This is a genomic window from Paenibacillus taiwanensis DSM 18679 (genome assembly GCF_000425125.1).
GTDB classification, from domain to species: domain Bacteria; phylum Bacillota; class Bacilli; order Paenibacillales; family Paenibacillaceae; genus Paenibacillus_B; species Paenibacillus_B taiwanensis.
In genome coordinates this window covers 14,449-36,045 of record NZ_AULE01000023.1, presented here as the reverse complement: position 1 = coordinate 36,045, position 21,597 = coordinate 14,449, and the positions used below count along the sequence as shown (strand labels likewise).

The 21,597-nt window shown below is 43.1% G+C and carries 24 protein-coding genes and 1 tRNA gene; 3 read left to right on the top strand and 22 right to left on the bottom strand.

Features of this window, described 5'->3' with window-relative positions; translation table 11 throughout:
* Position 1 precedes the first annotated feature (1 nt).
* The 9 genes from rplI to rpsF form a co-directional block, all read right to left on the bottom strand.
* Positions 2 to 445 (bottom strand): 50S ribosomal protein L9, encoded by a 444-nt coding sequence (gene rplI / locus H509_RS0102370; RefSeq protein ID WP_028543655.1) that lies wholly within the window; start codon positions 443 to 445, stop codon positions 2 to 4.
* Positions 442 to 2,403: a DHH family phosphoesterase gene (locus H509_RS0102365; protein WP_028543654.1), complete on the bottom strand. Its 1,962-nt coding sequence runs from the start codon at positions 2,401 to 2,403 to the stop codon at positions 442 to 444. Before H509_RS0102365 ends, rplI begins: the two co-directional genes overlap by 4 nt.
* Before the next feature lie 11 nt (positions 2,404 to 2,414).
* The gene (locus H509_RS0102360; RefSeq protein WP_028543653.1) at positions 2,415 to 3,350 is read right to left on the bottom strand and encodes a DUF2232 domain-containing protein; all 936 of its coding nucleotides are present in this window, start codon (positions 3,348 to 3,350) and stop codon (positions 2,415 to 2,417) included.
* A 96-nt stretch (positions 3,351 to 3,446) separates the two neighbouring features.
* Complete coding sequence (locus tag H509_RS0102355) at positions 3,447 to 3,869, bottom strand: CBS domain-containing protein (protein ID WP_028543652.1); 423 nt, start codon at positions 3,867 to 3,869, stop codon at positions 3,447 to 3,449.
* A gap of 129 nt (positions 3,870 to 3,998) precedes the next feature.
* Positions 3,999 to 5,069: an LCP family protein gene (locus H509_RS0102350; RefSeq protein ID WP_342663629.1), complete on the bottom strand. Its 1,071-nt coding sequence runs from the start codon at positions 5,067 to 5,069 to the stop codon at positions 3,999 to 4,001.
* Between the two features lie 78 nt (positions 5,070 to 5,147).
* The gene (locus H509_RS24030) at positions 5,148 to 5,864 is read right to left on the bottom strand and encodes a DUF421 domain-containing protein (RefSeq protein WP_051286766.1); all 717 of its coding nucleotides are present in this window, start codon (positions 5,862 to 5,864) and stop codon (positions 5,148 to 5,150) included.
* A 458-nt stretch (positions 5,865 to 6,322) separates the two neighbouring features.
* Complete coding sequence (gene rpsR / locus H509_RS0102340) at positions 6,323 to 6,598, bottom strand: 30S ribosomal protein S18 (protein WP_028543650.1); 276 nt, start codon at positions 6,596 to 6,598, stop codon at positions 6,323 to 6,325.
* Positions 6,599 to 6,648: 50 nt separating this feature from the next.
* Positions 6,649 to 7,158 carry a single-stranded DNA-binding protein gene (gene ssb / locus H509_RS0102335; protein WP_028543649.1) on the bottom strand — a complete coding sequence of 170 codons (510 nt, stop codon included), beginning with the start codon at positions 7,156 to 7,158 and terminating at the stop codon, positions 6,649 to 6,651.
* A gap of 54 nt (positions 7,159 to 7,212) precedes the next feature.
* Positions 7,213 to 7,497 carry a 30S ribosomal protein S6 gene (gene rpsF / locus H509_RS0102330; protein WP_028543648.1) on the bottom strand — a complete coding sequence of 95 codons (285 nt, stop codon included), beginning with the start codon at positions 7,495 to 7,497 and terminating at the stop codon, positions 7,213 to 7,215.
* A gap of 289 nt (positions 7,498 to 7,786) precedes the next feature.
* Here rpsF and H509_RS0102325 point away from each other — a divergent pair, with 289 nt between their 5' ends.
* A complete protein-coding gene (locus H509_RS0102325) occupies positions 7,787 to 7,981 on the top strand; it encodes a YjzC family protein (protein ID WP_028543647.1) in 195 nt (64 codons plus the stop codon).
* 299 nt (positions 7,982 to 8,280) lie between these two features.
* Here the strand turns inward: H509_RS0102325 and H509_RS0102320 are convergent, their stop codons facing one another.
* Positions 8,281 to 8,625 carry a hypothetical protein gene (locus tag H509_RS0102320; protein WP_157277414.1) on the bottom strand — a complete coding sequence of 115 codons (345 nt, stop codon included), beginning with the start codon at positions 8,623 to 8,625 and terminating at the stop codon, positions 8,281 to 8,283.
* Positions 8,626 to 8,873: 248 nt separating this feature from the next.
* Between H509_RS0102320 and H509_RS28720 the strand changes: the two genes are divergently transcribed.
* Complete coding sequence (locus H509_RS28720; RefSeq protein ID WP_425414217.1) at positions 8,874 to 8,960, top strand: putative holin-like toxin; 87 nt, start codon at positions 8,874 to 8,876, stop codon at positions 8,958 to 8,960.
* Positions 8,961 to 9,347: 387 nt separating this feature from the next.
* On the opposite strand, the gene H509_RS0102310 is transcribed toward H509_RS28720, so the two are convergent.
* The 4 genes from H509_RS0102310 to H509_RS0102295 form a co-directional block, all read right to left on the bottom strand.
* Positions 9,348 to 9,438, bottom strand: a tRNA-Ser gene (locus H509_RS0102310).
* Between the two features lie 158 nt (positions 9,439 to 9,596).
* Positions 9,597 to 9,824: a DUF951 domain-containing protein gene (locus tag H509_RS0102305; protein ID WP_028543645.1), complete on the bottom strand. Its 228-nt coding sequence runs from the start codon at positions 9,822 to 9,824 to the stop codon at positions 9,597 to 9,599.
* Positions 9,814 to 10,755 carry a mechanosensitive ion channel family protein gene (locus H509_RS0102300; protein WP_028543644.1) on the bottom strand — a complete coding sequence of 314 codons (942 nt, stop codon included), beginning with the start codon at positions 10,753 to 10,755 and terminating at the stop codon, positions 9,814 to 9,816. The genes H509_RS0102305 and H509_RS0102300 overlap by 11 nt, the downstream gene beginning before the upstream one ends.
* Positions 10,752 to 11,006: a putative Se/S carrier protein gene (locus H509_RS0102295; protein ID WP_036696073.1), complete on the bottom strand. Its 255-nt coding sequence runs from the start codon at positions 11,004 to 11,006 to the stop codon at positions 10,752 to 10,754. Before H509_RS0102295 ends, H509_RS0102300 begins: the two co-directional genes overlap by 4 nt.
* A 175-nt stretch (positions 11,007 to 11,181) precedes the next feature.
* Here H509_RS0102295 and yyaC point away from each other — a divergent pair, with 175 nt between their 5' ends.
* Positions 11,182 to 11,775 carry a spore protease YyaC gene (yyaC, locus tag H509_RS0102290; RefSeq protein ID WP_028543642.1) on the top strand — a complete coding sequence of 198 codons (594 nt, stop codon included), beginning with the start codon at positions 11,182 to 11,184 and terminating at the stop codon, positions 11,773 to 11,775.
* 32 nt (positions 11,776 to 11,807) lie between these two features.
* Here the strand turns inward: yyaC and H509_RS0102285 are convergent, their stop codons facing one another.
* From H509_RS0102285 to mnmE, 8 genes are all read right to left on the bottom strand, one after another.
* Entirely contained in the window at positions 11,808 to 12,305 is a 498-nt protein-coding gene (locus H509_RS0102285) for a DUF4446 family protein (RefSeq protein WP_028543641.1), read from the bottom strand.
* The gene (locus H509_RS24025) at positions 12,305 to 13,489 is read right to left on the bottom strand and encodes an aminotransferase class V-fold PLP-dependent enzyme (RefSeq protein ID WP_036695934.1); all 1,185 of its coding nucleotides are present in this window, start codon (positions 13,487 to 13,489) and stop codon (positions 12,305 to 12,307) included. Before H509_RS24025 ends, H509_RS0102285 begins: the two co-directional genes overlap by 1 nt.
* 393 nt (positions 13,490 to 13,882) lie before the next feature.
* Positions 13,883 to 14,734 (bottom strand): ParB/RepB/Spo0J family partition protein, encoded by an 852-nt coding sequence (locus tag H509_RS0102275; protein WP_028543640.1) that lies wholly within the window; start codon positions 14,732 to 14,734, stop codon positions 13,883 to 13,885.
* Entirely contained in the window at positions 14,727 to 15,488 is a 762-nt protein-coding gene (locus tag H509_RS0102270; protein WP_028543639.1) for a ParA family protein, read from the bottom strand. The genes H509_RS0102275 and H509_RS0102270 overlap by 8 nt, the downstream gene beginning before the upstream one ends.
* A gap of 251 nt (positions 15,489 to 15,739) precedes the next feature.
* On the bottom strand, positions 15,740 to 16,555 hold the full coding sequence (gene noc / locus H509_RS0102265) for a nucleoid occlusion protein (RefSeq protein WP_028543638.1): 816 nt from the start codon (positions 16,553 to 16,555) through the stop codon (positions 15,740 to 15,742).
* An 803-nt stretch (positions 16,556 to 17,358) separates the two neighbouring features.
* On the bottom strand, positions 17,359 to 18,081 hold the full coding sequence (rsmG, locus tag H509_RS0102260) for a 16S rRNA (guanine(527)-N(7))-methyltransferase RsmG (RefSeq protein WP_028543637.1): 723 nt from the start codon (positions 18,079 to 18,081) through the stop codon (positions 17,359 to 17,361).
* Positions 18,082 to 18,110: 29 nt separating this feature from the next.
* Positions 18,111 to 20,018: a tRNA uridine-5-carboxymethylaminomethyl(34) synthesis enzyme MnmG gene (gene mnmG / locus H509_RS0102255; protein WP_028543636.1), complete on the bottom strand. Its 1,908-nt coding sequence runs from the start codon at positions 20,016 to 20,018 to the stop codon at positions 18,111 to 18,113.
* Positions 20,019 to 20,108: 90 nt separating this feature from the next.
* Complete coding sequence (gene mnmE / locus H509_RS0102250; RefSeq protein WP_028543635.1) at positions 20,109 to 21,485, bottom strand: tRNA uridine-5-carboxymethylaminomethyl(34) synthesis GTPase MnmE; 1,377 nt, start codon at positions 21,483 to 21,485, stop codon at positions 20,109 to 20,111.
* Between the last annotated feature and the right edge of the window lie 112 nt (positions 21,486 to 21,597).

Sequence of the window (21,597 nt, the reverse complement as noted above, 5' to 3'; positions counted from 1 at the left end):
CTTATTCCTCCGTTACATGGACCTTAACCGTCGCACGAACCTCTGGATGAAGCTTAATGCTTACATTCGTATACCCGAGCGAACGGATAGGCTCTTGCAGCTCAATCTTGCGCTTATCAAGCTTCAAATTGACTTTAGCCAGTGCCTCTGCAATTTGTTTAGTCGTAACCGCTCCAAACAATCGTCCACCTTCGCCTGCTTTGGTCTTCACTTCGATTGTCGTTTCACCTAACGTTGCAGCTAACGCTTCTGCATCTGCTTTCTCTTGCTCTTTACGCTTCAATTCAGCTTTATCTTGCTGTTCGAGCGTTTTCAGATTGCCGTCGGTCGCTGGACGCGCCAAGTTGCGTGGAAATAAAAAGTTGGAAGCGTACCCTTCAGAAACTTCTTTTATTTGTCCTTTTTTACCTTGTCCTTTGACATCTTGCAGCAAGATGACTTTCATTCGAACAACCCCTCTTCTGCATCAATTTCTGCGAGCACCTGCTTAAGCTTAGCTTCGGCCTCTTTCAGCGTGCTGGTTAACTGTGCGGCCGCATTTGTTAAATGCCCGCCTCCGCCCAATCGCTCCATAACCAATTGAACATTCATCTGGCCGAGCGAACGCGCACTAATACCAATAAAACCATCTGGCCGTTCACTAATGACAAATGAAGCAAGTACGCCCGTCATATTTAACAGCGTATCAGCAACCTGAGCGATGAGCAACTGTGAAAATTTGCGCTCCGGCTCTGTGACTGCAATCGCTATGTGCTCATAAACCATTTCCGTATGGCGAATAACTTCTGCTTTCTGAACATATTCACTCAAGTCTTCTTTAAGCATCTTCTGAATTAACGAGGTATCCGCTCCATGACGTCGCAAGAAGCTGGCCGCATCAAACGTTCGCGAGCCTGTTCGCAACGTAAAATGCTTCGTATCCACTGTCATGCCTGCAAGCAAGCAAGTTGCTTCAAGCACACTTAAACTTAACTTGTTGTGAATGTATTGCAGCAGCTCCGTCACGAGTTCGCAGGCAGACGACGCATATGGCTCCAAATAAATTAGTACCGCATCTGAAATGAATTCCTCGCCCCTACGATGGTGATCGATTAATACGATCCGATTGGTCGTTTGTAAAAGACGAGGCTCTTCAACCATAGATGCTTTATGGGTATCTACTACGACTACAAGGCTGTCTTCACTTGACATTTCAAGCGCCTCGTTATGTGAAATAAATCGGGACCATAACAATTCATCCTTCTTTAACATCGCCACTAAGCGGTCAATAGATGGATTGCTCTCTTCAAGCACAATGTACGCCTCTACACCTAGCATACGACATGCGTTAAGTACGCCAATGGCAGCTCCAATCGCATCCGTATCCGGTATACGATGCCCCATAATGATGACACAATCGCTTTGCTGAATAAAATCACGGAGTGCATGGGCGATTACACGGGCTCGCACACGTGTACGCTTCTCAACAGCATTGGACTTACCCCCGTAGAACGACAACCGTTGACCGACACGGACGGCTACTTGATCACCGCCGCGCCCAAGTGCAATGTCCAAACTCGATTGCGCCAGCTGTCCAAGCTCCATAATCGTTTCAGCACCAGCAGCAAAGCCCATGCTTAGCGTGACTGGCAGCTTATTGTCAACCTTCATCTCTCGGACTTCGTCGAGAATAACAAATCGGGTCTGTTCCAGCAGCTTTAACGTCTGCATATCCATCACCATAAACTGCCGTTCAGATGATAAGCGTTTCATTAACACGCCGTTCTCAGCCGCCCACTCGGTTAAATGACCCGTCACACGGGACAACAGGGCCGAACGCTGCTGATCGTCAAGTCCCTGAGTGGATTCCTCTAGGTTATCAAGCACAACGATACCAACAGCCATCCGCTCTTCATCATAACGCTTTCGCAACGCTGCGATCTCCGAAATATCGGTAAAATAGATTAAACGTTCATCCGATATAATTTGTGCTTGAATCATCCGTTCGTCCAGTTCAAGTTCTATTATGCCGTCCTTTTCCTTGCCCGTAAGCAACTGAGGGAAGAGGTCATTGACCTTCTCCCCAATTAGGCTGTCCTTGTCGACCATCCCGCTCACATATCGGTTGGTCCATTCGACGATGTTCTGTTCATTGTATAACAAAATCCCATAAGGCAGTTCTATAATCGCGTCATCTGTCGCATGCTTGATCCGATGCCCAAGCGTAGCTAAATAGGCTTCCACCTCGTCACGGAAATTACGCTCGGCCATCAAGCTCGTCACAAACAGCGCAATGAGTCCGACCATAGCTAAAATGCCTAATATTAAGTTGTAAAAAGCTACAACAACTGTAAGCACAAGCATAAATACAAGCGCCCAGCTTGTATTTCTTGCATACCATCGCTGGAACCACAATTTTGGCATATCTGCTCACCCTATTGTTTTGGTTTAAATACCATTTTTCGCAGTGGAAATGCCAGATCGAAAAGCCCCACATAACGTACAAGCACATGCAGAAATGGCACAAAAAGCATCACAATTGTCAATATTACCGGAATTGTCTTGTTCCATCCTTTAGCATCGCTTAAGAAGAACAGGAAAGAGATGCCTTGCACAATAAACGCAAGCTGCAACAATGGCAATAAATTCAATAGAATGATATTGATAAAGCTGCCTGTGTTCTTCGTTAAAACTAATTCCAGAATAAGAGTGACCAAGTAGTATAACAGAAATGATTTCGGAAGCATCCAATGCTTAATCGATTTCATCTTGTTCACTTCAACGCCTTGAGCTGTCAACAATCTCCGACTGATAGCATATGTAATCGTCCCCATATACAACGCACTCATAATTAACATAACTGGTATCATAGAACTAATTGTTCTTATAAACGTATCTGTCATATCCGCCGTCCACTCAGACGAAATAACAGCTGTGTCTTTAAGTGTCTGCAAGCTTGCATTCATTTGTGACGTTAGAAAGTCATTCAAATTAAACTTCATCACAAGTGTTGCAACCGCGAGCAGCACTAAAGATTCCACGAGAAATGTTAATGTTCCTGCGCTAAATACGTTCCAACCTGGCCTTTTACGTTTGAACATGTAGCCCATAACGATAGCAGGAATAATAAAGTAGAACGATGTCAGCACCACAATCGATCCGAGCTGGCCAAATAACAAAAAGGCGATAACTAGCAGCGGCGCCACATGCATAACAAAAGCTCTCACAGAGAGCGTCGTAAACAAAATAACGAATGGAACCGCAATGAAGCTCATCGTCAATATTTGTACCTGGTTGCCGATTGAAAGCAGCAGCATAAGCGCAGCAACCGCCCATGCCAATGATGCCCAACGTTTATTCAATATGTTCACCTCTTGCGTAAATGTTCATCCAGCGCTGAAAAATAAGAATCTGCGTCCTCAAGCTGGTGTTCTTCCGAACTTGCATTATTCTTCATTATAACATAATTAGTGCGTGTCTATAGCCTTCATCACGTACTGCTCGCAATATTCAATGATTTGGCTTCGTCTCACAATTCCGATAAAACGGTTCCGATCGTCAACTACAGGGACAAAGTTCTGTACTTTGGCCAGATTGATCAGATCTTCCATGTTGGAATCAATCCTTACGGATTGAATTCTCATATTTAATTGTACATCCTTTAACGTAAACTTAGCTGCATTTTCAAATGAGATCTCACCGTTAGAGTTCTTCATATGCCAGAGCAAATCGCCTTCTGTGACCGTACCTACGTATTCCCCTTGATCATTAATGATCGGCACTGCCGTATAACGATGATACTCCATACGCTCAAGTGTTTGCCGCAGTGTAGCTTGATCGCTTACGCAAACAACTTCAACTTTAGGCAGTAAGAAAAAAGCAATGTTCATTCCTTCGTTCTCCTCCTCAATTCATAAGCCGAACCTATTTTACTTTTCCCTACCCTTAAATTAACACATTTTGAGGTTTAAAAACAAAAGTCAGCCGCAATAGCTGCGACTGACCTGTAAACTTAGTCCTTATTCTTCTTTCATCTTGCGTGGTATCATCAACTGGGTTGACTCTGTCTTTGGGTCCATCCAATTCGTAATTAAACTTTTAATGTAGGTTAGATCTTCTTCATTCGGAAGATAGTACCACAAGCCATCAATACGCTTGCCTTCTCCATGCAGCATATAACTATTAATAGTCGGCGCCCCGTCCATTTGGAACATCTGCTTCGCCAGATCGATCATATAACGTGGTCTCATATCTGTCGTAAAGTTTTTGCCCATAATGTCCATTAGGCTTGGAATTTTCGTAATCTGATCCATCTCGATAGCCCGATCCATGATCGCCTTCAAGAAAATACGATGGCGCTCCGTTCGATTCATGTCTGAATCCTCTCGATAACGTACAAAGTAAAGTGCTTCTTGACCATTGTAGATAGGCTTATTTGCTTCTATACGGAATTTCTCATGCTCCGCTGCCTTATTAACGATATCCTCTTTAATCGGCAGCTTCACGCCGCCCACAGCATCAACTACGTCTTTTAGTCCTTCAAAGTTAATCGTTGCATAATGGTTAATTTCATGGTCTAGCAAATTTCCAACCGTATCCATACTCATTTTCGGACCGCCAATTTCCTTATTAGCACTTCCGAAAGCATAGGCATGGTTGATCTTGTCTGACGACCCGTGTCCTATAATCTCAGTATACGTATCACGTGGTATAGAGACTAACAATACTTTGTTGTCCTTCGGACGCACAACCGAGAAAATAATCGTATCGGAACGTCCAATTTCATGATCCCGCTGATCGACACCAAGAAGAAGAGCAGAAAATGGCTCTGTTATTTCTCGAGTTATTTCAGGCTTCCCTTTAATTGGCTTATAAGAATCTGACAACTTATCTTCTACTGATCCGGATAAAAATACATCAAATGCAAAGATAGCTAGTTGCTTCCGGAAAATAAAACCGCTTAGTCCAACGAGAAGTACGACACCTAATATAATCCACCATTTTCTTGCCGTATTTTTACCTTTTTTCTTTTTTCGCTTTTCCATTTTTTCCACTTGTTCCACTTCTTCCCCTGAGATTATTGAATCCATCCCGTTACTATCCCAATTGACTTCAGCTCGATTTATAATTCTTTCGCACACCGAGTGATCTGAGTCGATCACAACTGTTTATTTCATTCGATGTGTACGCTTGAGCCTTTTCGGTTGATTAAATAAATCAATAAATAATTGAAAGTTAGAATTGACCTCAACAATAAATACATCGTGTTCGTGCAAGCCCCGTTTATATAACTCCATCCGCAACCACGATGCATCCTTGCCGATACGATACAGCTCCTGCTCCAAAATGGATCCGTCCATCAGCACGATGACTGGCTCGTGCTCGACTAGTAGCTCCTTATGGAAATGCCTTAACGTTATCGGCTGATGTTCCCTTTTTAACAGCACATTAATTTCACCACTTGGTTCCATAATGGCAAACTCCACGTCAGCCAAGTGAAAAGCATTACGATTGCGTAACTGCGTCATCATTTCATCAATCGTCAGACGTTCTTTACGCATGTTTTGTTCCAGAATACGACCATTCTGGATTAATACTGTCCCGCTGCTGTGCACCATGTCACGAAACCGCTTGTTCTTTAGCTGTAGCCATTCGATGCCAAGCAACGTGAATACCCATACCAATAAAGATAAAACCCCTAGAACCCATTGGCCATCCGTGTTTAAAGAAATATATACGACCAGACCGCCAATTGTTAATCCCGTCATATACTCGAATAAGGACAACTGCGATACCTGCCGCTTGCCAAGCAGTTTTGTCATTATAAATAACACGGCCATCGCCAACCAAGTTCGTCCTGCAACCGCGAGCCACTCCTCCAACATGGTGCATCCTCCTCCATTAACGTGTAGGATGAGCATGCCCGCCGCATTTTATCTGTCTGAGCGGTATTGTAAAGAATGACTATTGAGGTGCGTATACAGCACATTCATTTTGCATAGATATGTGCACATATGACATTTCATACATGCATGTACTAGCAGAACAATATGTCTATTTTACTAGGTAGACAGCAAAAAATAAAATACCAAATTGTCTCCACATTAATATTTTCAGAAAATGGAATGAAAAATTGAAATAAACTGACAAATTTATCCTTAATTAAAGACAAATATAACAACTTTATGGCTTTATTAACCAGATGTATATTTAAAATTTAACTACAAATAAAATAAATGGGTAATTGGAGTGGTTACTTGTTATAGCGGGCAATATAACACAAAGAGACTGCCTTCTGTCATACGAGATGACGAGAAAACAGTCTCTTGTGTAGGAGTAAAAACTACTCCGTAGTGTATGGCAACAACGCTACTTGACGGGAACGCTTGATTGCGATTGTCAACGCACGTTGGTACTTTGCACTTGTACCTGTTACACGACGTGGCAAGATTTTGCCGCGCTCGCTGATGAATTTCTTCAACAGGTCGATATCTTTATAATCGATGTGTTTGATCTTGTTAGCAGTAAAGAAGCACACTTTACGGCGCTTGTTACGGCCACGACGTCCGCCGAATTTACGTTCGCCGCGTTCGCCGCCATCATTTTGCTTAAAGCTCATTCTGTCCAACTCCTTTTCTTAAAATTCCGCTCCAGATGCTTAACAGCATCTTAGAATGGCAAATCATCATCCGATATGTCGATCGGTTTGCCGTCGTCGGAGAATGGATCCGCTGATGGACCGCGATTATAGCTGGAATTGTTACCGCTGCGTGGCTGGGAGTATTGCTGTTGCTGTTGGTTAGGCGCTGGTGCGCTATAACCTCCACCCATATCATCACTGCGAGAACCACCGCTATCGCGATTGGATTCCAAGAAACGTACATTATCAGCAATAACTTCCGTTACGTATACACGTTTACCTTCGTTATTCTCATAATTACGTACTTGAATGCGTCCTTCTACCGCGGTTAGCCGACCTTTACGCAAATAATTTGCACACGTCTCTGCTAACTGCCGCCAAGTGACGACAGGAATAAAGTCCGCTTCACGTTCGCCGCCTTGACTAGAAAACGGTCGATCTACTGCAATGGTAAATTGCGTTACCGCAACACCCGCAGGCGTGTAGCGTAATTCAGGGTCTCTTGTCAGACGACCAATCAAAATGACGCGATTTAACATCGTATCCCTCCTTCAACAGCTTGTTTACGAATCAGGCAAGATTCATGGTTGGCATTAAGCCACATCGTTTACGACGAGATGACGGATAACATCGTCAGAAATCTTCAACTGACGATCCAATTCCGCTACAACTGCAGGTTCTGCTGTGAAGTTAACCAACACATAGACACCATCACGGAATTTCTTGATCTCGTACGCAAGACGGCGTTTACCCATTACATCGTGCTTCGTAATTTCACCGCCGTTAGAGATGACGCCCTGGAATTTTTCGACAGCAGCTTGTACAGCTTCTTGCTCGATGTCCGGACGAATGATGTACATCAATTCGTACTTGCGCATATATTTCACCTCCTTATGGACTTTGGCCCCTGGACTTGCGCCAGGAACAAGGAGTACGAGTCAGTTAAACTCGCACTAAATTAATATAACAAAAACGGGCGATTAACGCAACTGGAAGCTCGTTTCCATGACTACCGTTTCTCAGCTGATCTGCTTTATGCAAGTGAACTGTAATTCCCTAATTATAACCGTTCTAACCATTGTAAAATTACATTTCCACTTATCGAATTTCTTGTTCAGTCGCATAATACGGAGTGCCTCAACAATAATGATGAATGGAGGAAGTACAATGGGTGAACGTACCGAATATAATCCAGGCGATCGAGCTCCTAACGATGGCATCTACATGGAGGTTGGCGAAGCAAGCTTTCATACGGAGATTCAAAATCCGAAGCAAATCAAGTTAGCCAAAGGTGAGAAGTTTCCGGATACTACAAATAAGGATCGCAAGTGGAAAAAGAAGTCCCATGCCTTGGTTCATTAATTTTTTGTAAATGATGATGTATATTAATTCGAATGGTGGTCATAATAATTACTGACGGTGCGAAGCGAGGTGTGGTTCCATTGAACAATGGAGCAGTTGAACCAGAGCAGGCTTGTCTTATACAACAATGAAGAGAAGCGAGGGGTTGTGCTAAAGACTATTAAGTCCTAAACACAAAGCAAGTGTGGCTAAATACCATGCATGTTCCAAGCAATCAGAACTGAAGTATTCGAATTAGTCCAAATAAAGCACCGTCACCAGGAAGAGACCTTATGCAAATAAGGTCTCTTCATTTATGATCATTTTAACTTTGGTCTCGATAAAAGTCGGATCAATTGTGCTCCCACTCCTAGAAATAGCAAACTACCCGCTACAGCCAAATTCCACTCACCATCTACTGCACAAATAATGGTGAACTGATAACTAATCAAGGTCGCCACCGCAGTTACGGCGATCTGTACAGCCCTCTTATGCGTCTCCTTATTATTTAACAGTTCTTTAAACACCGGCATCGATAATAAGAGTGACAGCAACAAGCACGAAGCAGCCGGATAAATCAGTACATGAGCTATCCATCCATCACCAACCGTATTAGACACAAACGCGAGCAGCAGCCCTGCAATTAGAAAATAAACGTTAGCCATCATTGTAATCCTCCCGACATGCATAACATATAGGTCAGCCCATAATTATGAATATGCACGGGAAGGAGCAGCGGTTACGAGTGGTACAAGCCGGTTGCAGTGACTAATACCGTCAAAATAACATTTAATTTTTGTTCCGCATTCATATCTGGTATTGTAATCGTTTACGCAAGTTTATAAATAGGATATAATTACCATACGGTAGAAGGCTTATAAGGGCGGTTAGCTAGCCTCTCGGAAGGGAGGTGATGCGCGTGACAGTATACGAAGCATTAACGTTGATGTTAACATTCGGAACGTTAATCATTGCGATTCTGTCGTTCAAACGCAAATAGACCGCCCCCGGCAAAGGATCGGTCTATTTCTTCAGCCGAATGTTTGCAGCCGACCGCTCTTTAAGCGGCTACTGCAGGAGTCGTGTTTCCAGCACGGCTCCTCTTCTATTTATATCTTATCATACGTGAAATTATACGTCTATTTGATTTAGTATACGTCATTATGCTTGTAGTGACGTTCGTACATTCGTACATGTATTAAGAGGTCAACGGTGATTACCATTAACTTAAATACATGAACCTAAATAATGCAAAAATACCCCAAAACGCATATATAAACGTCAGGAGTATCGTAAATACTTATATAGTCATTATCAAGCTGTATCTCGAACAGCTTTCGTGTCGCACTACATCCAATTAACAGGAATACTGCGCGTAACTTAATGGTGGCGGAAAGGGTGGGATTCGAACCCACGCACGCCTCGCGACGCCTAGTTGATTTCGAGTCAACCCCCTTGGGCCTCTTGGGTACCTTTCCACAGCATAAGTGATTGTATCATATGAACAGGCAGGATGCAATAGCCTAGTCACTTATTATGGAAAATAACCGGCATTTTCTTTATCCGCCTCCAAATATTTAAACAGATAAATAATCATTACTGCATCCTGTCCGCTTATGTATGAATATTACATTTATTAAATAAGATTAGTATCGTCTTTCATAGACTCACGAGGCGCTGCTTGGAGCACCTTTTTCATGCTTTTTTCAAACTTAGCTCGGGGAATCATCACACTATGCTTGCAGCCCACACATTTAATTCGAATGTCCATTCCCATACGGATAATTTCCATTTCATTCGTCCCGCATGGATGAGGCTTCTTCATTTGAACAATATCACCAAGCCCAAACTCTTTACGCTCCATAGTTGATTCCTCCCTGATCTTGTCTATGTAATGTCACGACACGTGGATATGGAATTTCAATTCCGTGCTCATCCAGTGCCTTTTTAAGCTCCTTATTAATATGACGAGCAACAGAAGCTTGAGTTGATGGCCGGCATTCCGTAATAATTCGGATCACTATCTCTGAGGCGCCGAGCTGCTGCACACCTAGAACTTGCGGTACGTTTACGACGTTGTCATCACGTTCAGGCATATCCGCCAATGTATTTTTCATGACTTCCGTTGCTTTCTCTATATTTTCCTCGTAAGCAATCGAAATATCAACTACCGCTATCGAATTATTTAAAGAGAAATTAGTCACATCGGTAATATTTCCATTTGGAATAATAAATACCTCGCCTGTCCAACTGTGAATACGAGTCGATCGCAATCCAATCATCTCAACCGTACCTTGGAACTGACCTACTTTAATGACGTCGCCAACAGCAAACTGATCTTCAAAAATGATAAAAAATCCTGTCATAACATCTTTGACAAGGCTTTGTGCGCCAAAACCAATCGCAAGGCCGATGACCCCCGCCCCTGCCAATAGAGGAGCCAAATTAATATGGAACACAGATAAAATAAACATAATCATTATAAAGTTCATGGCTAGCGATGTTACATTTTTGAGCAGCTTGCCCACGGTAACCAACCGTCGCGGGTTAACGGTTACGCGGCTCTGCTCCTTCGCCGACATCGCATGGTTAATCATACGATGCACAACTTTGATTGCAATACGTGTTAGCAACACAATAAGCAATATCTTCACTGTATTGATAAGCAACACTTCCCATGTCGCACTGTCCGTTAACCAGTTAAATGTTGTGTCCTTCCATTTTTCAAATACATTTAAGGTTTGTTTAATACTTTCCTCAGTCTCTCCTGGTGCTGCTTGTAAATAAGATCTCATTCTTCTATTCCCCCATCTTCAGGCCATACGCAAACATACTCTTCTCCCGCCGATTCAAATATGCCTCGTATGACCACACTTTCTGTCGTTATCAGTTTTGTAACATCCGCTAGTATTGCAGCTGGAAAACGTATAGATAATGCACATCCTGCTGTGATCTGCTTAGGTGTCGGAAAAGTATCCACGTCCATGTCCATAAACTCCATAAGCATTTCTGCACGTAATGCCTGCTGTGTCGAATCAAATGCCATCACAAGCCACTCTTTAGCTGACACTTTAGCTTCCTCCTCCCACTGCTGCAAGATTTGTAGAGTTAATCCTTTTCCAGCAATGAAATCACGTGATTTCATGTCAACTACAAGTATAAAACATGCCTCTCATCCATATACTAAATACTACCATTCATAGAAACGGAGGCTCCTACCCATGAATTTTCCCTTATTTCGTCCACTATCTAATCCAGATCCTGTTGCCGCTAAAATTGCACATGACAAGCCAAACGCACAGCAATCCATCGTGCAAGCGTGCACCGATCATCTTCGCCTTCGTGCCCATCATCAACCTGTAACTGTCATATGTATAGGCACCGATCGTTCTACGGGTGATTGCTTAGGTCCATTAGTAGGCAGTCGACTGATGAAATATAGCAGCAATCAATACGCAACACTAGGTACACTTTCCCATCCCGTTCATGCAATGAATCTTCAAGATACACTTGATCAGTTACATCTTGAACATCCGAATAGCTTTATTATTGCTATTGACGCATGTCTTGGCCAAAGCAGCAGCGTAGGCCACATTCAAGTCCAATCCGGACCTGTTCGCCCTGGCGCCGGTGTAAATAAACAATTGCCTCCGGTCGGTGACATGCACATTACTGGCATCGTCAACATCGGAGGCTTCATGGAGTACTTTGTACTACAAAATACACGACTTCATCTTGTTATGAGTATGGCAGAAATGATTGCTGACTCTCTACACTACTCCCTGCTGCGCGCTCATCCATCAGCATCGCATTAGGATTAGGGTTAAATGCTCTGTTTAGTTACTGCTTATCTCAGTTGACGACTAGCTGCAACTTCAACCGCCTGTTTCTCTTCTGGTGATAAGGCATAAGCGGATTGGCCTTTTTCAAGAGGTTTGGCATAAACATACGTATGCTCGCGGCCATGAATACCCGTAAATACAAGACCATCTCGCTCATCATCAATAAGCGCAATCGAAAAGCTGAGATCATTTCCATGTTCTCCAAATGCATTGTATCGATGGATTGCAACGTGCCCTGTATGCTTGCGAAGCTTAGCCTGCAACATTTGGAGCTTTTCTGAATGTTCTTCTGTACGTGTTTGCATGCTCTCCATATCGAGATGTATTTGCGTTAATACGGATTCCAAATCATTTACGTCTTTGCCGTTCATGACACCTTCATAACTGCGGCGCAGCTTCTTCAGCCTAGATCCTTGAACCATAACCATAATAAATAAAATGATGCATAGCACTGCCGTTGCCAATACCATCACCGGCAATCCCTGATTTAACGTTTCATTCATTAATGTTCGCTCTCCTGCCTTATCGAGTGTTCTGTTATATTCTGTATTGCAGCTATCACCGTATCGATCTCGTCATCGGTCGTATTCCAACCTAGACTGACACGTACGGCACCAGTTGCGATGGTCCCTGCTGCTTGATGTGCTAGCGGCGTACAGTGATATCCCGCCCTAACAGCAACCCCATACTCCCGATCCAATCGAAAGGCAAATTCGGCGCTATCCATAGTCGATGAAATAAATGATACTATGCCTGTACGTGGCTCACCTAGCTGCGGTCCTAAAACATGTAATGTATCAATGGATTGAAGGCCTGCCATTAATCGCTGCGCCAGTGCCCATTCTTTATTATAAAGTTTCTCAACTGTTTCATGCAGCACGGTGTTTACACCTGCCTCTAACCCTGCAATTCCCATCGTATTTGGTGTTCCCGCTTCATATCGATCAGGTCTAGTTGTAGGCTGTAGCGGTTCTTCAGAATGACTGCCTGTACCCCCTTGAATGATAGGCTGTACGTCCAGTTCAGGATCGATATACAATCCCCCTGTTCCTGTTGGCCCAAGCAGCCCTTTGTGTCCTGGGAAAGCCAGCATATCAATTCCCATCTTACGAACGTCAATAGGGAGCAGTCCAGCAGATTGTGCGCCATCAACAAGCAATTTGGCACCTTTCTTATGTGCAATCATCGCTATCTCCTCAATGGGTAATATGGAGCCCAGCAAATTGGAGCTATGATTACATACGACCAATCTGGTTTGCTTCGTCACCGCTGCTTGTAATTGGTCCAAATTCAAGTTACCATACGCATCTGTATCCACATAAGTAACACGAACATTACGATGAATGTTCAACCATTCGAGCGGCCGACGTACCGAATTGTGCTCAACAGCTGTAGCTACTACATGATCTCCCTCTCTTACATAACCATGAATAGCCATGTTTAAAGCCATCGTTGCATTAAGTGTAAATGCGATGTCAGTTGGATTTGCTACTCCAAACAACTTGGCTAACGCCATTCGTGCTCGCATGAGACGTTTTCCGGCTTGTACGGCCATCTGGTGGCCTCCCCGGCCTGGATTAGCACCTTCCTCCAGCATCGCTTTAACGATTGCTTCCTGAACAGCAGCAGGCTTCGGCCAAGAAGTAGCCGCGTGGTCCATATATATAACGGAACGTTGCTGCCCCATTGCGATACTTCCCCCTTATGACGTTATGCTTATGATTAACGTTTACGAATGATGGACGTTTCATGACTCTACATTCAAAATTGAACATTTTGCGGGTCAGAATAGAAATGTGGTCGTCATGCTTTGACTATTTTAATTATTTTGACTATATATTAACTTACAGGGTATACATACGTGGTTAAAACAATGTAATAAAATTACGTTTTATTGTGTACATTAAGCACTTAATTTTACATAGTACAGTACAGGACTCTTTCAATATTTCACCTATAATATTCCATTATTTAAAACAAGAAAAAGATTAGCATTCTTAGTTTAATCCTTCTCACAACGGATGACAACCAAGCTTGCTAATCTTTTATTAGAGTGCTCTTCAAGCTTTTATACATTAGGTTATTTAGCTACCGATTGAAGCAGTTCTAACAAACGCTCCAAATCCTGCTGACTGAAATAAGAAATTTCGATTTTACCTTTGTTTTTGCTGGATTTAATTTTAACCGTTGTACGGAATTGTTCCCGTAACGATTCCTCTAGCTGATCCAAATAAGGATCTTTGCTAATCGATTTCTTCTTCTCTCCTGCTTTGCCTTTTCGGTGCAGCAATTGAATTGCTTCTTCTAACTGCCGGACACTCCACTCTTGCTCTATGGTTGATTTTGCCAACTGTTTTACGATTACCGTATCTTTCACTCCAACAATAGCTCTAGCATGTCCCATCGATAGTGTTCCACGTGAAACATAATCTTTTACTTCATCTGGAAGCTGCAACAATCTTAAAAAGTTCGCAATGTGTGATCGTGACTTACCTACTTTTACAGATAATTCCTCTTGCGTCATCGACAACTGATCCATTAAATTCTGATATGCCTGTGCAAGCTCAATCGCATTCAGGTTCTCTCGCTGCAAATTTTCAATAAGAGCAATTTCCATTGCTTGCTCATCTGAAAAGTTACGAACAACAGCAGGGATATGCTCCAAGCCAAGCAATTGAGAGGCACGAAATCTTCGTTCGCCCGCTATAATTTCATGACCTTTTAACACACTACGTACAATAATGGGCTGTATAACGCCATGTTGTTTAATGGATTCAGCTAATTCTTGAATAGATGTATCGTCAAAATGTTTGCGCGGTTGATATGGATTAGGCCTTATTTGTTTGAGCGGAATTTCAATGACCTTATCATCATCTTGAACAGCTAGCGATGGAATAAGTGCATCTAGTCCACGCCCTAAACGTTTACTCATATGAAACCACTTCCTTCGCAAGTTCCAGGTACACCTCTGCACCTTTCGATTTGGGATCGTAAGTCATAATCGATTGACCGTGCGACGGTGCTTCACTCAACCGAATATTCCGCGGAATAATGGTTTGATACACCTTTTGTTGAAAGTATTTCTTCACTTCTTCGATCACCTGTATACCCAAATTCGTACGGGCATCCAACATCGTTAGTAATACACCCTCAATTTGCAAAGCAGTATTTAGATGCTTCTGCACCAACCGAACTGTATTTAGCAGCTGACTCAACCCTTCGAGCGCGTAATATTCACATTGAATGGGAATAATGACCGAATGAGCAGCCGTTAACGAGTTAATCGTCAAAATACCTAACGATGGCGGGCAATCAATCAATATATAGTCATACTGATGCGCAACAAGCTGAAGGGACTTCTTTAACCTAACTTCACGTGATATCGTTGGCACCAACTCAATCTCAGCACCTGCCAATTGAATGGTGGCCGGAATGATATGAAGATTTTCGATATCGGTTTTCTTAATGGCTTCTTGTGGATGAATATCATTAATGATGACATCATAAATACAATTTGTCACATCAGCTTTGTTTACACCAACGCCACTTGTTGTATTTCCTTGAGGATCGATATCCACAAGCAGTACTCGTTTACCAACTAATGCTAAGCCTGCACCCAAATTGACGGTTGTTGTTGTCTTTCCTACTCCGCCTTTTTGGTTGGTAATGGCAATTACTTTGGCCATTCCTATTCACCCCAATGCCCTTTCTACTTGTCCATCTGGCTGCTCTTCGCTGCTTAACCTTGCTCATTCTAAACATTTCAAGGAATTATTTTATCCTCAAGCAACCTTCTTCCACTTTGACGTAACACTTTGTATCCGCATACACGCTATTTGAAACTGTTCGAAAAAAAGAGCGGCATAAGAAGCCGCTTCTTTCACCGGCAAAGCACATCTGTGAGGACTTACTTAGCTGTTTGAGCACTTTCGCCTCTTTATCGTTTCGGAATACGAATAACAATCTCATAATGATCTTCATGATCCCGTTCATCCGTCTTAATGGCTAACCCTGAACCGGATACCATATCTATAGATTGGCGAATTGTGTTTAAAGCCAGACGAACATCCTTAGTAAAGGATACACGTTTGGATTTTTTGGATTTAGATACTTCTTTATAAAATGCAACTCTTGCTTCCGTTTGTTTTACGTTAAGCTCTTTCGAAATAATTTCCTCCAGCAGCTTTAGTTGCAGCGCTTGCGTTTCCAGCCCGAGTAATGCCCTTGCGTGCCGTTCCGTCACCTTACGTTCCATCAGCGCCTGTTTCACTTCATCGGGCAGTTGCAACAGACGAATTTTGTTTGCAATCGTCGATTGGCTCTTACCGAGACGCTGCGCTAAACTTTCCTGCGTCAGGTCATGCAAGTCAATTAGCTTTTGGTAGGCGATCGCTTCTTCAATAGACGTTAGCCCTTCACGCTGCAAATTTTCAATAAGCGCAATTGATGCCGCCTGCGAATCGTTAATTTCACGGATAATGCCTGGAATAGTGTCCATACCAAGCTTCATCACCGCACGATATCGGCGCTCACCTGCTATTATTTCATATTTGCCATTACGTTGGCGAACAACGATAGGTTGAATGACACCATGCGTCTTTATCGTCTGGGCTAATTCCTCAATCCGATCATCATCAAATACGGTGCGTGGCTGATAGGGACTCATAACGATCTCATCAACAGGGAGCTGCTTGACCTCATCCTGTGCCGGACGATCCGCAAAACCAAATAACCGGGACAATTGTTCTTTCATCTGTAAGTCATACCACCTAACTTCATAGTAATGCCAGGCAAGTCAAATGAGTTGTCAAGGATGACCTTTCATTCTAAGTGAACATCGAGACGTTGACAGTTTTCCTCGGAGAGTACCCATTACGAAGCAACACAAGTTGCGTTGTGACAGGAAGAACTTTTATCTCATTAAAAAGAGACATCTATCTTCTCCATGCAAACATCATGCTGAATGATTTCATGCAAGCATGCCTCGATACATAATTATTCTCTAGTCGCTTGCCTTTTTCCTGCCTTCTGGTAACTAGTGTCATAAAAACTTATGTACCTGTCCTCATTTAGCCCCGATCAACTTAAGTTGATTAGCTTTCGGATATAGAATCGGTCTCGATTCCGAAGTCAATTGTATTCAACTAACATCGTATCCTACTCTCTTATGTCTATCATTTGCTTTATTTAACGATTACAAAAAAAATGATATTACACTGGTAAATATAAACAAACCACAGTAGACTTACGTCTTGTTTCACGTGGAACAATTCGCCAATTATGGTCGGCGCTTATCTTCTTATCGTACCATAAATATGACGCTTACACATGAAAAAATCCCTTTAAAGTCAAAAATATATCGCTATTAGGAAAGAATTTATAATAAGCACAAACATTTCTCATATTTTATTATTACAAATAATTACATTGCATAAAAAAGAGTTGTTACCTTCCCATTTGAATTCGATAGGCGGCAGCCCATACAAAAAAAACTTCTGCCCTCTTTTGCATGCACAAAAAAGGACAGAAGTTCAGGTCTACAACCATGTGTACTGCTTATATAATAGGCGTCCTAATCGGAGTTCCCGGTTTCCTTGGATAAGCTTTTGGCGTAGCAGCTGTCTTCTCAAGGACAACAATATGACGTTCAGACTGCTCAGCTGGCAGCATCAACTTATAATCTCCCGTCAGCTTGGCTTGCAGCACTTGCATACTGCGTGCAGCTTCCTTGATCTCATCTGTAGGGTTAGACCCCTTCATAGCTGCAAATAACCCGCCTTTTCGCGTAAACGGCAAGCAGAACTCATTCAATACGTTTAATCTGGCTACTGCTCGCGCAGTAACTAGATCATATGTATCACGGTGTTCTGGCTTACGAGCTGCTTCTTCAGCTCGCGCATGTACACAAGTAACACCCTCAAGTTCTAACGCACCTGCTAAATGCTCCAAAAATTGAATCCGCTTATTTAAAGAGTCAATAATCGTTAGCTGAAGATGAGGAAACAAAATTTTTAACGGAATGCCAGGAAACCCTGCACCAGAACCGATATCTGCCATCTTTTGTACATTACCCATCGGTACATGAAACGAGAGTGTTACTGAATCATAAAAATGCTTCTCGTACACAGCTGATCGCTCGGTAATGCCAGTTAAATTCATTCTTTCGTTCCAATCCGCAAGCACTTCCACGTAACGATCCAATTGGTTAAATTGTCTCTCCGAGACGGACAAACCATACGGTTCCAACCAAGCTGCAAATTGCTGTTGCACGTTATCCATATATATCGTTCCCCACTAAATAAGTTCCGTTAGCCTGCATCAGAGTTTGCATGCTTTTGTGCAGTAACACGGTTATAATGCTCCAAATAAACAAGCAAAATCGAGATGTCTGCCGGTGTAACTCCAGAAATACGAGTGGCTTGACCAATTGAAAGTGGGCGAATCTTGGCTAGTTTCTGTTTCGCTTCCATAGCCAACCCATGCACATCCTCATATTGCAAGTCATCTGGAATCCGCTTCTTCTCCATCTTTTGCAGACGTTCCACCTGAATCAACTGCTTTTCGATATAGCCGGCATACTTAATTTGAATTTCCACCTGCTCCTTCATCTCTTCATCTAAAGGAAGGTCAGACGGAAATAACTTTTCCACATGTGCATAACTTATTTCTGGACGTCTGAGCAGCGTCAAAGCATCAATACCATTGGTTAATGGCGCTGAGCCAGCGTCGGCAAGCATTTCTTGTACAGCTTCATCAGGACGCACTTTCGTTGCCTTTAAACGCTCCATCTCCTGCCGCACAAGTTCTACTTTTTGTTCAAATGTAGCAAATCGCTCATCCGTAATTAAACCAATATCATGTCCAATCGGCGTCAATCGCAGATCCGCATTGTCATGACGCAGCAGCAGTCGATACTCGGCACGCGAGGTTAATAGACGATACGGTTCATTTGTCCCCTTTGTGACCAGATCATCAATGAGCACACCTATATATCCTTGTGAGCGATCCAATATGACAGGCTCCTTGCCCTGTACTTTGCGTGCAGCGTTAATGCCGGCCATCAAACCTTGGCCCGCTGCTTCCTCATAACCCGAAGTACCGTTTATTTGGCCAGCTGTAAATAGCCCTTCCACCTTTTTAGTTTCCAAAGAGGGCCATAACTGGGTAGGAATGATCGCATCATACTCGATTGCATAACCCGTTCGCATCATTTCTACGTTTTCCAGACCAGGGATTGATCGCAATATACTTAACTGTACGTCTTCTGGCATACTAGTTGACAAACCTTGGACATAATATTCCTTCGTATTTTTGCCTTCTGGCTCTAGGAAAATTTGATGCTTGGACTTATCCGCAAACCGTACAATTTTGTCCTCTATGGAAGGACAATATCGTGGACCCGTTCCTTCAATTACACCAGAAAACATCGGTGCACGATACAAGTTGTCATTAATAATACGATGAGTATGTTCTGATGTATAGGTTAACCAACAAGGCAGCTGCTCATTGTCGGAATGCTTTGTTTCATAGGAGAAAAATTTCGGTTTGTTGTCCCCTGGTTGGATCTCCGTCTTCGTAAAATCAATTGTATCCCCATGTACACGGGGAGGTGTTCCTGTCTTAAAACGTACTAGCTCCAAGCCAAGCTGTTTTAGACTATCCGACAGCTTCAGGGACGGCTGCTGGTTATTCGGTCCGCTCTCGTACAGCAATTCACCCATAATAATTTTGCCACGAAGGTAAGTGCCTGTCGTAACAACAACTGCCTTTGCTCGATACTGCGCGCCACTTTTTGTTTCTACACCTACACATTTGCCTTCTTCAACAAGCAACTCTTCAACCATTCCTTGGCGTAGGGTTAAGTTAGGTGTACTTTCTATTGTTTCTTTCATCGTTTGCTGATATAGAAACTTATCCGCCTGCGCACGAAGAGCATGAACTGCCGGACCTTTACCTGTGTTCAGCATACGCATTTGAATAAATGTTTTGTCTATATTACGTCCCATTTCGCCGCCCAACGCATCAATTTCACGTACGACATGGCCCTTTGCCGGACCGCCGACAGAGGGATTACAGGGCATAAATGCAACCATATCTAAATTAATCGTCAGCAATAATGTATTACTGCCCATACGTGCTGAAGCAAGTGCTGCTTCACAGCCAGCATGTCCCGCTCCAATGACGATTACCTCGTACTCACCTGCTACAAATGGCATCTAATTCCCTCCTTTGCTTTCTTCTGTTCCAAAAGCATATTCCTAATCATATTACAATTTGAATTAAAAATTAAGCAATATGCTGGTGCTTTATTTACCCAAACAAAATTGCGAGAATATTTGGTCAATAAGTGATTCACCTACTGCATCACCAATAATTTCACCCAGTTGCTCCCATGCAGCACGCACATCTATCTGGATAATATCGATAGGAACTCCTTGATGTACAGCTGCCATTGCATCTTCCAAGGAAAGCTTCGTCTTGTGCAGCAAGCCGATGTGACGTACATTGCTGACATACGTTACATCCTGGGATTCAATTTTGCCTGTGAAAAATAAGTCTGATATTGCTCCTTCAAGCGCATCAATACCCTCTTGCAGCATGGCTGACATCTGTACGATTCGTACGGTTCCCTTTAACGTTTCCAGTTCTTCCATATCTAATTGATTAGATAAATCCATCTTGTTTACGATTACAATCACTTGTCTGCCTTGCATTTGGGCAAGCAGTGCTCGCTCATCCTCATGCAGCGGCTCGTTGTTGTTCACAACAAACAAGATCAGATCGGCATCTTGCAGCGCCGTACGTGAACGCTCTACCCCAATACGCTCTACAACGTCTGACGTTTCACGAATACCAGCCGTGTCCAGCAAACGAAGTGGAATTCCATTAATCGTAATCATTTCTTCAATGACATCACGAGTCGTGCCTGGAATATCTGTTACTATTGCTTTGTTGTCCTGTGCTAACGCGTTCAGCAAGGATGACTTGCCAACATTGGGCCGTCCAACTATAGCTGTTACGATGCCTTCTCTTAATATTTTACCTTCCGAGGCTGTTTTCAGTAATTTATCGATGTCCTTCAGAACTGTACCACACTGCGTTTGGATATAGTTACTCGTCAGCTCTTCCACATCATGCTCCGGGTAATCAATGTTTACTTCTATATGGGCAAGTGTCTCAATAAGCGTTTGTCGTAACGCTTTAATGCGTGTGGATAGCTGGCCTTGAGCCTGCTTCATTGCAACATCAAACGCACGATCAGACTTGGAACGGATCAGATCCATTACGGCCTCTGCCTGCGACAAGTCAATTCGTCCATTCAAAAATGCACGTTTTGTGAACTCCCCTGGCTCTGCTACTCGTATATTTTGCTGCAATAGCAACTCCATTACCCGTTTCATGGATACGACGCCACCATGCGTATTTATTTCCACGACATCTTCCGTAGTATATGAACGTGGACCTCTCATGACGGATACCAGCACCTCTTCGACGTGCTCACCCGTCTTAGGATCTACAATGTAGCCATATTGAATTGTATGCGATGCCGCCTCCGTCAACTTCGTCTTGGAGTGGAATATACGGTCTACTTCCTTTAGTGCATCGTCCCCACTCACCCGGATGATCGCAATCCCGCCTTCACCGAGCGGCGTCGATATTGCAGCAATCGTATCTGTTATCATCGTTCTTCCCTCCGTATAAGCGCCTATAAGTCGGATTTTCATCGCTTGGATGGTGAATCGTCGCTCATATGCCTTTTCAATTGTATCAGAAATTCGGTTCTTTTTAGAAAAA

Coding starts and splice junctions, on each gene's coding strand:
- H509_RS0102295 (WP_036696073.1), bottom strand. CDS start 11,006: ATGGCATTTGATTCGACACAGCAGGCATTACGTGCAGAAATGCTTATG.
- H509_RS0102270 (WP_028543639.1), bottom strand. CDS start 15,488: ATGGCCAAAGTAATTGCCATTACCAACCAAAAAGGCGGAGTAGGAAAG.
- noc (WP_028543638.1), bottom strand. CDS start 16,555: ATGAAAGAACAATTGTCCCGGTTATTTGGTTTTGCGGATCGTCCGGCA.
- rpsF (WP_028543648.1), bottom strand. CDS start 7,497: ATGCGCAAGTACGAATTGATGTACATCATTCGTCCGGACATCGAGCAA.
- rsmG (WP_028543637.1), bottom strand. CDS start 18,081: ATGGATAACGTGCAACAGCAATTTGCAGCTTGGTTGGAACCGTATGGT.
- H509_RS24025 (WP_036695934.1), bottom strand. CDS start 13,489: ATGGGGCAGCAACGTTCCGTTATATATATGGACCACGCGGCTACTTCT.
- rplI (WP_028543655.1), bottom strand. CDS start 445: ATGAAAGTCATCTTGCTGCAAGATGTCAAAGGACAAGGTAAAAAAGGA.
- H509_RS0102365 (WP_028543654.1), bottom strand. CDS start 2,403: ATGCCAAAATTGTGGTTCCAGCGATGGTATGCAAGAAATACAAGCTGG.
- mnmG (WP_028543636.1), bottom strand. CDS start 20,018: ATGCCATTTGTAGCAGGTGAGTACGAGGTAATCGTCATTGGAGCGGGA.
- H509_RS0102325 (WP_028543647.1), top strand. CDS start 7,787: ATGGGTGAACGTACCGAATATAATCCAGGCGATCGAGCTCCTAACGAT.
- H509_RS0102305 (WP_028543645.1), bottom strand. CDS start 9,824: ATGGAGCGTAAAGAGTTTGGGCTTGGTGATATTGTTCAAATGAAGAAG.
- H509_RS24030 (WP_051286766.1), bottom strand. CDS start 5,864: ATGTTGGAGGAGTGGCTCGCGGTTGCAGGACGAACTTGGTTGGCGATG.
- yyaC (WP_028543642.1), top strand. CDS start 11,182: ATGAATTTTCCCTTATTTCGTCCACTATCTAATCCAGATCCTGTTGCC.
- H509_RS0102350 (WP_342663629.1), bottom strand. CDS start 5,069: ATGGATTCAATAATCTCAGGGGAAGAAGTGGAACAAGTGGAAAAAATG.
- H509_RS0102285 (WP_028543641.1), bottom strand. CDS start 12,305: ATGAATGAAACGTTAAATCAGGGATTGCCGGTGATGGTATTGGCAACG.
- H509_RS0102275 (WP_028543640.1), bottom strand. CDS start 14,734: ATGAGTAAACGTTTAGGGCGTGGACTAGATGCACTTATTCCATCGCTA.
- mnmE (WP_028543635.1), bottom strand. CDS start 21,485: ATGATAACAGATACGATTGCTGCAATATCGACGCCGCTCGGTGAAGGC.
- ssb (WP_028543649.1), bottom strand. CDS start 7,158: ATGTTAAATCGCGTCATTTTGATTGGTCGTCTGACAAGAGACCCTGAA.
- H509_RS0102300 (WP_028543644.1), bottom strand. CDS start 10,755: ATGAGATCTTATTTACAAGCAGCACCAGGAGAGACTGAGGAAAGTATT.
- H509_RS28720 (WP_425414217.1), top strand. CDS start 8,874: ATGCGCGTGACAGTATACGAAGCATTAACGTTGATGTTAACATTCGGA.
- rpsR (WP_028543650.1), bottom strand. CDS start 6,598: ATGAGCTTTAAGCAAAATGATGGCGGCGAACGCGGCGAACGTAAATTC.
- H509_RS0102355 (WP_028543652.1), bottom strand. CDS start 3,869: ATGAACATTGCTTTTTTCTTACTGCCTAAAGTTGAAGTTGTTTGCGTA.
- H509_RS0102320 (WP_157277414.1), bottom strand. CDS start 8,625: ATGGCTAACGTTTATTTTCTAATTGCAGGGCTGCTGCTCGCGTTTGTG.